Origin of the sequence: Rhodobacter sp. SY28-1, assembly GCF_005222785.1 — a bacterium.
In the GTDB taxonomy this organism is placed as follows: domain Bacteria; phylum Pseudomonadota; class Alphaproteobacteria; order Rhodobacterales; family Rhodobacteraceae; genus Tabrizicola.
On sequence record NZ_STGH01000003.1, the window covers coordinates 238,026 to 251,420 of the forward strand.

The following is a 13,395-nucleotide window of genomic DNA, read 5'->3' on the forward strand; positions in this document are numbered from 1 at the left end:
CGCGGCCGCCTCAAGCGTTCAGCCAGCAGCGGACCTGCGCACGGCCGTTCATCAGCTCGCCGTTCGGATCATCCTCCCAGCCGCCGATCACGTCGCTGACACCCGACACGAAGTCGTTGAACATCGGCAGGATCAGCCCACCTTCGTCGCGCAGGATCTGCGCCATTTCGGTGTACATGCCGGACCGCTTGGCCGCGTCGAGTTCACCCCGCGCCGCCAGCAGCAGCTCGTCGAACTTGGCGTTCTTGAACTTGGTGTCGTTCCATTCCGCCGTCGACAGGTACGCGGTGGTGTACATCTGATCCTGCACCGGACGCCCGCCCCAGTAGGACGCACAGAAGGGTGCCACGTTCCAGACGTTCGACCAGTAGCCGTCATCGGGCTCCAGCTTCACCTGCAGCGGGATGCCCGCCGCGTTGGCGGATGCCGCAAACAGGTTCGCCGCATCGACCGCCCCCGGGAAGGCGCCCGGAGCTGTCGCCAGCACGATAGGCGACCCGTCATGGCCCGACTTCGCATAGTATTCCGCCGCCTTCGCCGCGTCATACTCGCGCTGCTCGAACTTGTCCTCGAACAACGGATAGGCCGCGTTGATCGGGAAGTCGTTGCCGGGGGTGCCAAGCCCGCCCAGGATCTTCTCGACCATCTCGCCCCGGTTGATCGCGTGTTTCAGCGCCATCCGCATGTCGTTGTTGTCAAAGGGCGCCTTGTCGCAATGCATGATGAACACATAGTGCCCGCGGCCAGCCACGGACTTGATCTGCACGCCCGGAACGCCCTTCAGCAGTTCCACAATCTTCGGATCGACCCGGTTCATCATATGGATCTGGCCCGACTGCAAGGCAGCCGTCCGCGCGGTGTTGTCGTTGATGATCAGGATCTCGACCTCGTCGGCATGGCCGATGGTGCTGTCGAAGTAGTTCGCGTGCTTCTTGAACGTCAAACGCACGCCGGGCTCATTCACGACCACCGAGTACGGCCCCGCGCCGATCCCCGCCGCCGGATTGTCCACGCCGCCGCCGGGCTGGATGATCAGGTGATAGTCGCCCATCAGGAAGGGCAGGTCGGCGTTGGCCGCGTTCAGCTTCAGCGTGACCATGTCACCTTCAGCTGTCATTTCAGAGATGCCCTGCACGATCCCCAGCGCGCCGGACTGGGCGCTTTCGTCGGTGTGCCGCTTCAGCGTAGCGACGACATCATCCGCCGTAACCGTGCCGCCACCGTGATACTCCACGCCCTGCCGGATCTTGAACTTCCATTCGGTCGCATCCGCGTTGGACGAGATCTCTTCAGCGATCCGCAGGTCCAGCGTGCCGTCGGGTTTCACGTCGCACAGCATCTCGCCCCAGGTCATGTTCACCTGGAACGGCACTTCCGAGGCAGCCAGCGCCGGGTCGAGGCTGTCGGTGGAACTGCCACCCTGCATGCCCAGGCGGATCACGCCGCCCTTCTTGGCCTCTTGCGCCATCGCCGCCTTGCCGAACAGCGCCGAGGCGAGACCGGCCGAAACGCCCAGTGCCGTCGTGCGGCCGACGAACTCGCGCCGGGTCATCCGCCCGGCCTTCGCCTGCGCCACCATCCAGTCAAGCTGCTTGTGCTTGTCGTCCATTGTCGTCTCCCTGTTGTGGTCCCCGTGTCGGGGATTCTTTTGTTGACTACAGAATCAATAAACCGCGAACTTCCCCGTGCGACAAACGTTTTCTCGCGCGACCTCACACAAAGTCTCGTGCGACCTCCTCGTCCCAGTCGCGCTGGAAAACGACCTGTTCTCCCTCCCATGCGGTCAGAGTTGCCGTCATCCGCAAATGCGTGGCCGTCGCGGTCATCACCGTCTCGGCCCTCGTCCGGACTTGCCAGTCCCCGCGCGACAGCCGCTGTTCCCAGCTGATCTCGGCCCGGGCGGAAAGCGGGTCGGACCCGATCTCCCACCGCTCGCTGGTATGTTCGCCCGTCACCAACCCATGTGTCAGGTTCTCCGGGTCGCCCTGATCGTCCTCGACCAGCAGCGCATGACGGCCCGCGATCAGATCGGTCTCGATCCGACGGCTGGCACTTGCGCTCCGCAGCATCCGGTGCTTCCAGGGCGGCGCGGTCTCGGCCGGCGGCGGGGTCCATTCCGCCTCACCCGTGCCCTTGTGGACCGGGAGGTCCAGGCTGGCCTGCGTGATCTCCAGTGTCGCGGGTTCGGGGCTGGGCCAGACGAAGGGCCAATAGGTTGTGGACAAGGCAAGCCGCAGCCGGTGGCCCGCTGCGACGCGATAGCCTATCTGGTCCAGTGTCAGGGTGATGTCCTCGGGCACGCCCGGCAGCATCGGCTCGGGCGCCTCGGCGCTGCGACGGTGGCACAGGTTCAGGATGCCATGCGCGATCCTCACCGAGGATCCATCCGGCGCCACATCGCACAGTCGCGCAACCAGAAAGGCCAGGGGCTTGTCCGACGACAGCCGCAAAGTCAGCGTCGCGGCCCCCAGAAGCTCCAGTGGTTCGGCCAAAGGTGCCGCGTCAAAACAGACCGACAATGCATCGTCCGCCCGCTGGTCGCCCGCCATTTCGGCATTCAACCCCATCGGAAAGAACTCGCCCGCCGTCATCCCCAGGTGTTGTGGCGTGCAGACGCTGGCCGACAGCGGCCCCGCTTCGCCAAGACCGACGTCCGACACCAGCATCACCCGTCGATTGACGCGCGGCGTCGGCCATTCGTCCTCGGCGATCCAATGCCCGTCCCGATGCGCGGCGCTGGGGTTCGGCGGGGCAGAGTGTAGCATATAGGCGCGGAAGGCCGGGTCGTCCTCGGCCCCGTTCTCCACCCCTTTCAACCAGCGGTCCCACCAGCGGATTGCCAGTTGCAGAAACCCGATCTTCGGCCCCGGAACCGCCGTATGCGGATACTGGTGCACCCAAGGCCCGATGATCCCCTTCACCGGCCCGCGCGCATTCTCCATCAGCTTGGCGACCGTGTTCATGTAATTGTCGTTCCAGCCGCCGATGGACAGGATCGGCACTGTCATCCGGTCCCAATCCTCGCAGATCGACCCGTGCTTCCAATAGGCGTCGCGCGTCTGGTGCGCCGCCCAGCCGGGGGCGTGGAAAGGCTGGGCGTTCAACCGCTGCAACCAGGTCTCGCGCCAGCCATTGTGCAACAAGGGATCGCCGGGGCGCGACGAATAGCTCAGCATGACCGAGCCCCAGCCGAAGTTTTCCCCCAGAAGCGCGCCGCCCTTGAAATGGATGTCATCGGCAAAGCGGTCGGTCGTCGAATAGACCGAGATCACCGCCTTCAGCGCCGGGGGCTGCAGAAACGCGGTCTGCAGGCAATTGAACCCGCCCCAGCTTTTCCCCATCATCCCCACGGTTCCGCTGCACCAATCCTGCTTGGCCAGCCAGGCGATCACGTCGCAGGCATCCTGCAACTCTTGCGCCGAATACTCGTCCTCCATCAGCCCGTCGCTGTCGCCGTTGCCCCGGATGTCGACCCGGACGCAGGCATAGCCATGCCCGGCAACATAAGGGTGCATCAGCTCATCGCGGGGCAGGGTGCCGTCGCGCTTGCGATAGGGGATGTATTCCAGAACGGCCGGGACGGGCTTTGTGTTGGCGTTCGCAGGCATCCAGACCCGCGCCGAAAGCCTAGTGCCGTCGGGCATCGGAATGGACAGGTCCTCGATCTCGGTGATCTTTTCGGGAAACTCAGACCGAACTGTCACGCGTCACCTCTCCGATTCTTTGACCCCATCGGATATTATCCGTTCGTGCAATTCAAGCGCCTCTTTGCCTCCTGGTGCGCCGTCGGCTTCTCGTCGGTTTGGCCCCGGCGAGGAGCGACGAAGTCGACGACGAGCCGCCCGATCTTCCAATCTCCGCAGGTGTAAAGAAACCGATAACGCCCGCGACCAACCAATTGATTCCAAACACCATCCAGCGTTTGTCCACCGTGGACATCTCCACCTGTTCACCCCCGCACAGCCCCCGCGCGCGCAGTCCGGGATGAAATTCCGCTCCCCCGGGTCTACCTTGCCCATCAAAGGAGATCCCCCATGTGGAACCCGCTTCTCGACCCCTCGATCCCGATCGGCACCCAGGTCGACGCCATTGAGACCGTCATCGTCCCCCGCGCCCGCGACCTCGGCGGGTTCGAGGTCCGCCGGGCGCTGCCCTCCGCCCAGCGGCAGATGGTCGGCCCCTTCATCTTCTTCGACCAGATGGGCCCGGCCGAATTCCTGACCGGGGAAGGCATCGACGTCCGTCCCCACCCCCACATCGGCCTCGGGACCGTGACCTACCTGATGAAAGGCCGTCTCCATCACCGCGACTCCCTTGGCACCGACGCCTGGATCGAACCCGGCGCGGTGAACTGGATGCTGGCGGGGCAGGGGATCACCCATTCGGAACGGACGGATGGGGACGCCCGCAAAGCCCCCCTCTCGATGTTCGGCCTGCAAACCTGGCTCGCGCTTCCCAAGGACCGCGAGGAGGACGCCGCAGGTTTCATCCACCTCGGCCGCAACCAACTCCCCGAACTCGAAGGCGAGGGGAAGCAGGTGCGCCTCATCCTCGGGCACGCCTGGGGAGAGACGGTCGACCTCGCCATGCCCTCCGAGGTCTTCTACGCCGACGCCGTCCTTCAACCCGGCGCCTCCATCCCACTCCCCGACGACCACGAGGACCGCGGGATCTACGTCCTGCAAGGCGAGGTCACCTGCGCGGGCCAGACCTTCGAGGCGGGCCGCATGCTCGTCTTCCGCCCCGGCGATCGGGTGTCGGTTCAGGCGGGACCCGAGGGCGCCCGGGTGATGCTCCTCGGCGGCGCCACGATGGACGGCCCCCGCTTCATCTGGTGGAACTTCGTCGCCTCCTCGCGCGAGAAGATCGAGGCCGCGAAAGAGGCCTGGCGGGCGGGCGACTGGATGCACGGCCGCTTCAGCCTGCCCCCCGGCGATGACGGTGAGTTCATCCCGGCCCCGGAGCGGTGAAAAACCCGCGCTTCCCCCATTGACGCCCCCGGGGGAAGCGTCTATCCCGCCCTCCACGCGCGGTGGTAGCTCAGTTGGTTAGAGTACCGGCCTGTCACGCCGGGGGTCGCGGGTTCGAGCCCCGTCCACCGCGCCAGTTTTCCCCCCAGATGAATCCGTGACAGCCGCAAGGGTGTCCACGGTGGACATTTCCGGATAGTTCATTGATTACAACGGGTTGGTCGTGGGCGTTAGGGGTTTCTTAGCGTATCATAGCCATGCTTCCGGCCATGTCGCGATGCTGGGTGACGCAGTCGGGTGACGTGAGGTGGGGAGTGGACGGTTGGTGCGCGCCTGTTAAACGTGTTTGGTGCGTGAATTCACGCACCCTACGGCTTGCAGGTCCTTCCGCTAGGACCTTGGTTGAGCGTCCCGTACCATAGCGTGAAGCAGTTCTGGCGAGGCGGGCGGTGATGGCACATCTGCATCCTACCCCTTGCTGTGTGTGACTAACAAATAGGTAAAGAAACCAAAACTGATGCCATGGCCGCGTAACTAACCGAAAGGAGCCTCCGGCAAACCCGGCGCGGTTCAATCGACCCTCAGAGTGAGGGGCGATGCAAAGCTTGATTCGTCACCCGATTCGGGTACAGACTGCGATATCGACCGTTTTCGATGAGATGCTGCTGATGAATGTGAGATTCTCAGGTCCAATTTTCGGGATCGGCATCTTGGTGTTGTCTCCTTGTGTCTCGCTGTCTCAGACGGTTGTAGCCGGCAATTGGACGACATTCCCCGAATTGACTGGTGTCCAGGTCGCCGCTGATGCGACTAGCACATTGGCAGGATTTCTGCGGATTCACTGTGCGATAGGCGGTCAGATCGATATCACAATAGCTCTTCCCGATGTCGCACATCCTCCCGATCCCGAGCCATTGGGGATGATAATGACTATCGATAGGCAAGCATATTATGCAGATGGTCTTTTCTTGGCACCCTTCGCTTCCGGAGGTGCGCTTGTTTCCTTGGGAAGCGGTGTAGGTAATTATCTTCTTTCAGACGACCCCAGATCAGAGAATGCTGTTTTGCTGGGTCAAAGCTCAACAGTTGAATTTGAGTTTCATCCAGTGGTGAGGGATGCTGTATTGGATGAGATGGAGTTGGATATTCCGAGCGAAGTTCTAAGTGGAAAGATTGTGTTTCTGACCGACGGCATGTCAGATGCAATAGGATGGGTACTTGAACAATGCCGCTGAATGCAGGTCCTTTAGCTGTTGCAGTTTCTGTAGCCCTTTCATTCGGCGCATTCGCTGACCCTTGGATCACGGAATATGAAGGCCAACAGGCTACTGTGATGTATTCAGTGGCGGATTCTGCCTCCCCGTTCAATGTTGGTGCCTTGGTTCACTGCGATTTTGATCCGCAGTACTTCATTAGCTTTGTAGTGCTTGATGGAAAGAATGGCGATGACGTTTCGAGGTATCTGAGCGAGGCATCGAGCAATGAAAATGTACGTTATGGGTCAAAGTCGAAGCCTGTCTACTCTGCGACCGTCTTCAAGAACGAGCGGAATGAGACCTTGGTGGCCAATGGTATTGAGCCACAAACAGAGTGGAATGCCGCTATCTGGGGAGTGCAAATTCCGTTTGACCTTCAGTTCGATTTTGGAATTCCTGAGTTGATCGTGAGTATTCCAATTACACACGGAACCTACGAAGATGAATTTTTTCGGTCGAGCAAACTTGTTGAAGTCATGCTTGTACCGCGACTTGCTGAGTATAGTCCTGCCTTCACTGAGTGGTCGAATCGTGGAAATCCTGAGTTGCCGTCAATTTCATTTCAATTTAGTTGGGGTGCAGCTACGGAAGCTTGGGCACTCGCGGACGATAGATGCAAGTCGTAGGAATTGAAATGAGCGATAAGCTCCCTCGGTTATTTGACGGCGCCACTCGAGCGATGCGTGCGCGAATTCCAGATTTGATTCGTGAAGTGATCCTGTTCAATTGCATGCGAGCGAGCAAACCAGATAGTGTATAGTTACTTGGTTTGTAATTCAATCGACTTGTCAAGCATTTTCCTTGGCTTCGATCTTCGTCCAGCCGTTGACCTTCGCCTTCTTCATTTCCCATCGTTTCCCGCTTGACGCCCCCTGCCGGACCCCTTATCTGGCCCCTCAGCGCGCGGTGGTAGCTCAGTTGGTTAGAGTACCGGCCTGTCACGCCGGGGGTCGCGGGTTCGAGCCCCGTCCACCGCGCCAGTTTTTCCCCATGTCCTCCAAGTCCCTCAGTCAGGGTGTCGCATGGCGGCCTTGACCGGTTTTGGGGTAGGCCTGTTGCCGATAGGCTGGGACTGTCCGGCCGAAGGAGCTTCCTATGGCCATTCTGGACCAGATCCCGCTGTCGATCCTTGTCCTGGCGGCGCTGACGCTTGGTCTTGCGCCGTTCTTCCCCGAGCCGCATATCTGGGAGAAGCTCAAGATGCTGGTCGCGGGCGAACTGGGCAAGCCCGTCGATATCTTCGACCTTCTGATGCACGCGGCACCTTGGCTGCTCTTGGCTGCCAAGCTGGTGCGGATCGCGGTGCAGCGCAGTTAGGGAACCGGACTGAAGCCCGGCCTACAGAACCATCCGATAGCGGATATGGCCGTCATTGTCGCAGAACTGGTCGTACAGGTGACGGGCCGTGGTGTTGGTGATCTCGGTCAACCAGTAGAGCCGCCGCCAGCCGTTCCGGCGCGCGATGGCGATCAGGTCCTCGATCAGGGCGCGACCGAGACCCTTGCCTCGGGCTTCAGTCGCGACGAAGAGGTCCTCCAGATAGCCATCGTCGCCCATCACCCAGGTCGAGGGGTGGTGCTGGTGGATGGCAAAGCCCTGGGGCGTGCCATCGATAACGGCCAGCCGGGCGGTCAGGGGATTCGCCGGGTCCATCAGCCGGGTCCAGGTGTAGGCGGTCACCTCGTCGGGCAGGGTCATGCCGTAGCCATCGCAGAACCCCTGCCAGAGGCGCAGGAAATGGCTTTCATCCGAAGGCTTTGCGTCGCGAACTTCAAGTGTCATGCGATGCGGGCCAGGATGCGGGCCCAGGACCGGATGCCCTTGTGGAACGATTCGAGATTGTACTTCTCGTTCGGGGAATGGATCTGGTCGTCGTCGCGGCCAAAGCCGACCAGCATCGCGTCCATGCCGAGGATCGACTTGAAGTAGCCTGCCACGGGGATCGACCCACCGGCGCCCACGAAGGCGGCGGGGCGGCCCCATTCCTCGGTCAGGGCCTGGCGTGCGGCCTCGAACGCGGGGTCAGAGATTTCCATGACCGAAGCGGGTGCGCCGTCGCTGCCGCCGTGCCAGAGGATCTCGCAATCGGCGGGCATCTGCGCCTCGGCCCAGGCCTTGAAAGCGGCGCTGATCTTGGCGGGGTCCTGGCGCGAGACGAGGCGGAACGAGACCTTCGCGTGCGCTTCGGAGGGCAGCACGGTCTTGAAGCCCGCGCCGGTGTAGCCGCCCCACATGCCGTTCACTTCCGCAGTCGGGCGCGACCAGATCTTTTCCAGGGGCGTGCGGTCCTGTTCGCCTGCGGGGACGGACAGGCCCACATCGCCCAGATAGCGCGCATGATCGAAGGACAGGTTCTGCCATTGCTGGCGGAGCGTGTCGGGCAGTTCGTCGACGTCGTCGTAGAAGCCGGGGACCTGCACGCGGCCCTGCGCGTCATGCAGGCCGGCCAGAAGGCGCGACATCAGGTGCAGCGGGTTCTGCGCCAGGCCGCCATACATGCCGGAATGCAGGTCGCGGTTTGCCGCGCGGATGGTGAATTCGACCTTGGCCATCCCGCGCAGCATGGTGGTGATCGCGGGCGTGGCGCCCTCGAAAAGCCCCGTGTCGCAGATCAGTGCCAGGTCGCCGGACAGTTCCTCAAGGTGCTGTTCCAGGAAGGGGATGAGAGAGGGAGAGCCCGATTCCTCTTCGCCCTCCAGGAAGATGGTCAGCTTGCCGGGCAGGGTGCCGTGGACATGTTTCCAGGCGCGGCAGGCCTCGATGAAGGTCATCAGCTGACCCTTGTCATCCGACGCGCCGCGGGCACGGATCACCTTGCCCTTGGGCGTGTCCTGCACTTCCGGGTCGAAGGGCGGGCGGTCCCAAAGTTCCAGCGGATCAACGGGTTGCACGTCGTAGTGGCCGTAGAACAGGATATGCCGCTTGCCTTCGCCGCCGTGGCCCACGACCATCGGGTGGCCCGGGGTCTGCGCTGCCCGGGCCTGAAACCCAAGCGAGGCGAGGTCGGCGGCCAGATGCTCGGCCGTGCGGGCGCAGTCGGCCTTGTAGGCAGGGTCGGTCGAGATCGAAGGGATGCGCAACAGCTCCATTAGCCGGTCCAGCGCCTGCGGCAGGGTTTCGTCGATGCGGTTAAGGACGGCGTCGAGGGTCATGAAGCTCTCCGGGATTTGATCAAGATCCAGCCTAGCAGCCGGGTTGACGCTGTCCAGAGCGGGCGGTCTGCGCTAAGCAGGCGCTGACGACAGCGGGGGGTGACAATTCGCCCTCTGGCGGCTAACCGCTGATTGACCGAAATCAAGGCACCACGGCGCGGCGTCTGTGAAGACCGCCGCACAAGGGACCGGGACGCATGACCAGATACACCGACGCCATCGACGCCAGCCTGCAACGCCTGCACGACGAGGGGCGCTATCGCACCTTCATCGACATTGCGCGGGCGCAGGGCCAGTTTCCCCATGCGGTCTGGACGCGGCCCGACGGGTCGCAGAAGGACATCACCGTCTGGTGCGGCAACGATTACCTGGGCATGGGTCAGCACCCCGAGGTGCTGGGCGCGATGCACGCGGCGCTGGACGCGACCGGGGCGGGGTCGGGGGGCACGCGGAACATCAGTGGCACGACGGTCTGGCACAAGCGGCTGGAGGCAGAGCTGGCCGATCTGCACGGGAAAGAGGCGGCGCTGGTCTTCACCTCGGCCTACATCGCCAATGACGCGACGCTGTCGACGCTGCGGACGATCTTCCCGGGCCTCATCATCTATTCCGATGCGCTGAACCATGCCTCGATGATCGAGGGCGTGCGGCGCGGCGGCGGCGAGAAGCGGATCTTCCGGCACAACGACGTCGCGCATCTGCGTGAGCTGTTGGCGGCGGATGATCCGGCGGCGCCGAAGCTGATCGCCTTCGAATCGATCTATTCGATGGACGGCGACTTTGGCCCGATCAGGGAAATCTGCAATCTTGCAGAAGAATTCGACGCGCTGACCTACTTGGACGAGGTCCACGCCGTTGGCATGTACGGACCGCGCGGGGCAGGGGTGGCGGAACGCGACGGGCAGATGCACCGCGTGGACATCATCAACGGGACACTGGCCAAGGCCTATGGTGTCTTCGGCGGCTACATCGCGGCCTCGCCCCGGATGGTGGACTCGGTGCGGTCCTATGCGCCGGGGTTCATCTTCACCACCTCGCTGCCCCCTGCCGTTGCGGCGGGGGCAGCGGCTTCGGTCCGGTTCCTGAAGGGCGCGGGCGGAGCGGAGCTTCGCGAAAAGCACCAGACGCAGGCGCGGATCCTGAAGATGCGGCTCAAGGCGATGGGCCTGCCGATCATCGACCATGGGTCGCATATCGTGCCGGTCCATGTCGGCAACCCGGTGCACTGCAAGATGCTGTCGGACATGCTCTTGGAAGACCACGGCATCTACGTCCAGCCGATCAACTTCCCGACCGTTCCGCGTGGTACGGAACGGCTGCGTTTCACGCCCTCGCCGGTGCATGGACCGCAGGAGATCGACCAACTCGTCCGCGCGATGGACAGGCTTTGGGCACATTGTGCGCTGAATCGCGCCGAAGCCGTCGCGTGAGGGCTTTGGCCTGTGGAAAACCCCTTGCCCTGTGGTAGGGTTTGCCCAATAGAACAAGGCAGTGAGTCGCTGGGGAAGGCGACCGCGTAGAGTAGTGCACCGAAGGGGACAGCGGGCGGATGATCGGTTGGAGGTCGAAACCTTCGACAACCGAAGAGGACAAGCCAAAGGGCTTTGACGACTTCGAGTTGCGTCTCGGCGACCTGATGCGCGGCGAGCGGGCCACGCTTGGGAAATCGCTGCTTGACGTCCAGCGCGAGCTGAAGATCAAGGCCACCTACATCGCTGCCATCGAAAACGCCGACCTTTCCGCCTTCGAGACCCCCGGTTTCGTGGCAGGTTACGTCCGGTCCTATGCCCGCTACCTGGCGATGGACCCGGAGTGGGCCTTCGAACGTTTCTGCGCCGAGGCCGGCTATTCCGTGTCGCACGGATTGTCCGCCGCCGCCGCACCGCAGCAGATCGTCAAGGCGCGTGCGCGTCGTGATTTCTCGGACCCGCTGGGCGATCCGAATGCCAGCTTCATCCCGCGTGGCGAAGCGATCTGGAGCCATGTCGAACCCGGCGCCGTCGGGTCTATCGCCGTGCTTGTCGCGCTGATCGGGGCCATCGGCTATGGCGGCTGGTCGGTCCTGCAGGAAGTGCAGCGTGTGCAGCTGGCCCCGGTGGACGAAGCCCCGACCGTGGTGGCGCAGATCGACCCGCTGTCGAACGTCGGCACCGCAACGCCAAACGTTGTCGCAACCCGCCCCGCCGAGCCCGCTGCCGAAGCGGTGGCAAGCGCCGAAGGCACGGCATCGGTGGACGTGTTGGATCGCCTTTACCGTCCGCAGGCGCTGGACGTGCCGGTCCTGACCTCGCGCGATGGCCCGATTGCCGCGATCAACCCGCGGGAAACCGGGGTTCTGGCCGAGGTGGCCGAGGCAGACGCCGTCGACGCCGCGATGGACGAGGCGCTTGGCAGCGAAGTCCAGGTCATCGCTGATGCCAAGGAAGGCGTCGAAGTGCTGGCCGTCCGCCCCTCCTGGGTGCGGGTGAATGCCGCCGATGGGACAATTCTGTTCGAAAAGATTCTCGACGCCGGTGAACGCTATTCCGTCCCGCCGCTGGAAACCGCCGCCGTGTTCCGCACCGGCAACTCCGGGTCGATCTACTTTGTGGTGGATGGTGTAACCTATGGCCCGGTGGCGCCCGGCGCGCAGGTCGTGAAGGACATCGCCCTGTCGCCCGAGGCGCTGACACAGACCTTCGCCCTGGCCGACCTGACCGCAGACCAGGATCTTGCGAACTTCGCCACGGCGGATGCGACCGACGTTCTGGCCCCTGCGGCATCGGAATAACCTGCCGACCATTGCCCGTGCCTGCCCCGCGGCCTATGCTGACCGGGCAAAGACCGGAGCCTGACCGATGACCCACAACCCCGTCCGCCCCTGGCGCAACATCCAGCGTCGGACTTCGCGGCAGATCAGGGTGGGCAAGGTGCTGGTAGGCGGCGACGCGCCGATTTCCGTGCAGACCATGACTAACACGCTGACCACCGACGTGGCGGCCACCATCGAGCAGATCCAACGCTGCGCCGTGGCCGGGGCGGATATTGTTCGAGTCTCGACGCCGGACGTCGAGTCGACCCGCGCGTTGAAGGAGATCGTCGCCGAAAGCCCGGTCCCGATCGTCGCGGACATCCATTTTCACTACAAGCGCGCGATCGAGGCGGCCGAGGCCGGTGCCGCCTGCCTGCGGATCAACCCGGGCAACATCGGCGACGCGAAGCGCGTGGCCGAGGTGGTCCGGGCCGCCAAGGATCACGGCTGTTCGATCCGCATCGGGGTCAATGCCGGGTCGCTGGAAAAGCACCTCTTGGAGAAATACGGCGAGCCGTGCCCCGAGGCGATGGTGGAATCCGGCCTGGACCATATCAAGCTGTTGCAGGACAACGATTTTCACGAGTTCAAGATTTCGGTGAAGGCCTCCGACGTCTTCCTCGCCGCCGCCGCCTACCAGCAACTGGCCGACGCCACCGACGCGCCGATCCATCTGGGGATCACCGAAGCCGGGGGCCTTGTTTCTGGCACGGTGAAGTCGGCCATCGGGCTGGGCAATCTTCTGTGGATGGGGATCGGCGACACGATCCGCGTCAGCCTATCCGCCGACCCGGTGGAAGAGGTCAAGGTTGGCTTCGAGATCCTGAAATCGCTCGGCCTGCGCCACCGGGGCGTCACGATCATATCTTGCCCCTCCTGCGCGCGGCAGGGCTTCGACGTCATCAAGACCGTCTCGGCGCTGGAGGAGCGGTTGGCCCACATCACGACCAGCATGTCGCTCTCGATCATCGGCTGTGTGGTGAACGGCCCGGGCGAGGCGCTGATGACCGATATCGGCTTTACTGGCGGCGGGGCGGGGAAGGGCATGGTCTATCTGGCGGGCAAGCAGGACCACACGCTGTCGAACGACCGGATGATCGACCACATCGTCGGGCTGGTGGAACAGAAGGCGGCCGAGATCGAGGCGGCCGAGAAGCTGGCGGCAGAGTAAGTCTCCTCGTTCGACTTCGTCTCCTCGTCGGTGGTCCAGCGAGAAGTGACGACGT

11 protein-coding genes and 2 tRNA genes are annotated in these 13,395 nt (G+C 63.3%); 9 read left to right on the forward strand and 4 right to left on the reverse strand.

From position 1 onward, the window contains the following. Positions 1-10 precede the first annotated feature (10 nt). Together E8M84_RS15260 and E8M84_RS15265 are read right to left on the reverse strand one after the other, a co-directional pair. A complete protein-coding gene (locus E8M84_RS15260) occupies positions 11-1,609 on the reverse strand; it encodes an ABC transporter substrate-binding protein (protein ID WP_137112076.1) in 1,599 nt (532 codons plus the stop codon). 103 nt (positions 1,610-1,712) lie between these two features. Next, a complete protein-coding gene (locus E8M84_RS15265; RefSeq protein ID WP_137112077.1) occupies positions 1,713-3,704 on the reverse strand; it encodes a CocE/NonD family hydrolase in 1,992 nt (663 codons plus the stop codon). A gap of 330 nt (positions 3,705-4,034) precedes the next feature. On the opposite strand from E8M84_RS15265, the gene E8M84_RS15270 reads away from it, so the two are divergent. From E8M84_RS15270 to E8M84_RS15295, 6 genes are all read left to right on the forward strand, one after another. Continuing rightward, positions 4,035-4,970, forward strand: coding sequence for a pirin family protein (locus tag E8M84_RS15270; protein ID WP_137112078.1), 936 nt, complete (start codon positions 4,035-4,037; stop codon positions 4,968-4,970). A 59-nt stretch (positions 4,971-5,029) separates the two neighbouring features. Beyond that, positions 5,030-5,106: transfer RNA gene (locus E8M84_RS15275), tRNA-Asp, on the forward strand. A gap of 460 nt (positions 5,107-5,566) precedes the next feature. Beyond that, on the forward strand, positions 5,567-6,205 hold the full coding sequence (locus tag E8M84_RS15280; protein WP_137112079.1) for a hypothetical protein: 639 nt from the start codon (positions 5,567-5,569) through the stop codon (positions 6,203-6,205). Then, a complete protein-coding gene (locus tag E8M84_RS15285; RefSeq protein ID WP_137112080.1) occupies positions 6,196-6,852 on the forward strand; it encodes a hypothetical protein in 657 nt (218 codons plus the stop codon). Before E8M84_RS15280 ends, E8M84_RS15285 begins: the two co-directional genes overlap by 10 nt. A 277-nt stretch (positions 6,853-7,129) precedes the next feature. After that, positions 7,130-7,206 (forward strand) — tRNA-Asp (locus E8M84_RS15290). A 115-nt stretch (positions 7,207-7,321) separates the two neighbouring features. Then, positions 7,322-7,543, forward strand: coding sequence for an RND transporter (locus tag E8M84_RS15295; protein ID WP_137112081.1), 222 nt, complete (start codon positions 7,322-7,324; stop codon positions 7,541-7,543). 21 nt (positions 7,544-7,564) lie between these two features. Here E8M84_RS15295 and E8M84_RS15300 read toward each other — a convergent pair whose 3' ends face one another. Beyond that, complete coding sequence (locus E8M84_RS15300) at positions 7,565-8,008, reverse strand: GNAT family N-acetyltransferase (protein ID WP_137112082.1); 444 nt, start codon at positions 8,006-8,008, stop codon at positions 7,565-7,567. Then, positions 8,005-9,378: a M20/M25/M40 family metallo-hydrolase gene (locus E8M84_RS15305; RefSeq protein ID WP_137112083.1), complete on the reverse strand. Its 1,374-nt coding sequence runs from the start codon at positions 9,376-9,378 to the stop codon at positions 8,005-8,007. The genes E8M84_RS15300 and E8M84_RS15305 overlap by 4 nt, the downstream gene beginning before the upstream one ends. 197 nt (positions 9,379-9,575) lie before the next feature. On the opposite strand from E8M84_RS15305, the gene hemA reads away from it, so the two are divergent. The 3 genes from hemA (at position 9,576) to ispG (ending at position 13,340) form a co-directional block, all read left to right on the forward strand. Continuing rightward, positions 9,576-10,808 (forward strand): 5-aminolevulinate synthase, encoded by a 1,233-nt coding sequence (hemA, locus tag E8M84_RS15310; protein ID WP_137112084.1) that lies wholly within the window; start codon positions 9,576-9,578, stop codon positions 10,806-10,808. A 119-nt stretch (positions 10,809-10,927) separates the two neighbouring features. After that, complete coding sequence (locus tag E8M84_RS15315; RefSeq protein ID WP_137112085.1) at positions 10,928-12,148, forward strand: helix-turn-helix domain-containing protein; 1,221 nt, start codon at positions 10,928-10,930, stop codon at positions 12,146-12,148. Positions 12,149-12,215: 67 nt separating this feature from the next. Further along, entirely contained in the window at positions 12,216-13,340 is a 1,125-nt protein-coding gene (gene ispG, locus E8M84_RS15320; protein WP_137112086.1) for a flavodoxin-dependent (E)-4-hydroxy-3-methylbut-2-enyl-diphosphate synthase, read from the forward strand. The last annotated feature ends 55 nt before the right edge of the window (positions 13,341-13,395 follow it).

Coding starts and splice junctions, on each gene's coding strand:
- E8M84_RS15295 (WP_137112081.1), top strand. CDS start 7,322: ATGGCCATTCTGGACCAGATCCCGCTGTCGATCCTTGTCCTGGCGGCG.
- ispG (WP_137112086.1), top strand. CDS start 12,216: ATGACCCACAACCCCGTCCGCCCCTGGCGCAACATCCAGCGTCGGACT.
- E8M84_RS15280 (WP_137112079.1), top strand. CDS start 5,567: ATGCAAAGCTTGATTCGTCACCCGATTCGGGTACAGACTGCGATATCG.
- E8M84_RS15305 (WP_137112083.1), bottom strand. CDS start 9,378: ATGACCCTCGACGCCGTCCTTAACCGCATCGACGAAACCCTGCCGCAG.
- E8M84_RS15315 (WP_137112085.1), top strand. CDS start 10,928: ATGATCGGTTGGAGGTCGAAACCTTCGACAACCGAAGAGGACAAGCCA.
- E8M84_RS15260 (WP_137112076.1), bottom strand. CDS start 1,609: ATGGACGACAAGCACAAGCAGCTTGACTGGATGGTGGCGCAGGCGAAG.
- E8M84_RS15285 (WP_137112080.1), top strand. CDS start 6,196: ATGCCGCTGAATGCAGGTCCTTTAGCTGTTGCAGTTTCTGTAGCCCTT.
- E8M84_RS15270 (WP_137112078.1), top strand. CDS start 4,035: ATGTGGAACCCGCTTCTCGACCCCTCGATCCCGATCGGCACCCAGGTC.
- hemA (WP_137112084.1), top strand. CDS start 9,576: ATGACCAGATACACCGACGCCATCGACGCCAGCCTGCAACGCCTGCAC.
- E8M84_RS15300 (WP_137112082.1), bottom strand. CDS start 8,008: ATGACACTTGAAGTTCGCGACGCAAAGCCTTCGGATGAAAGCCATTTC.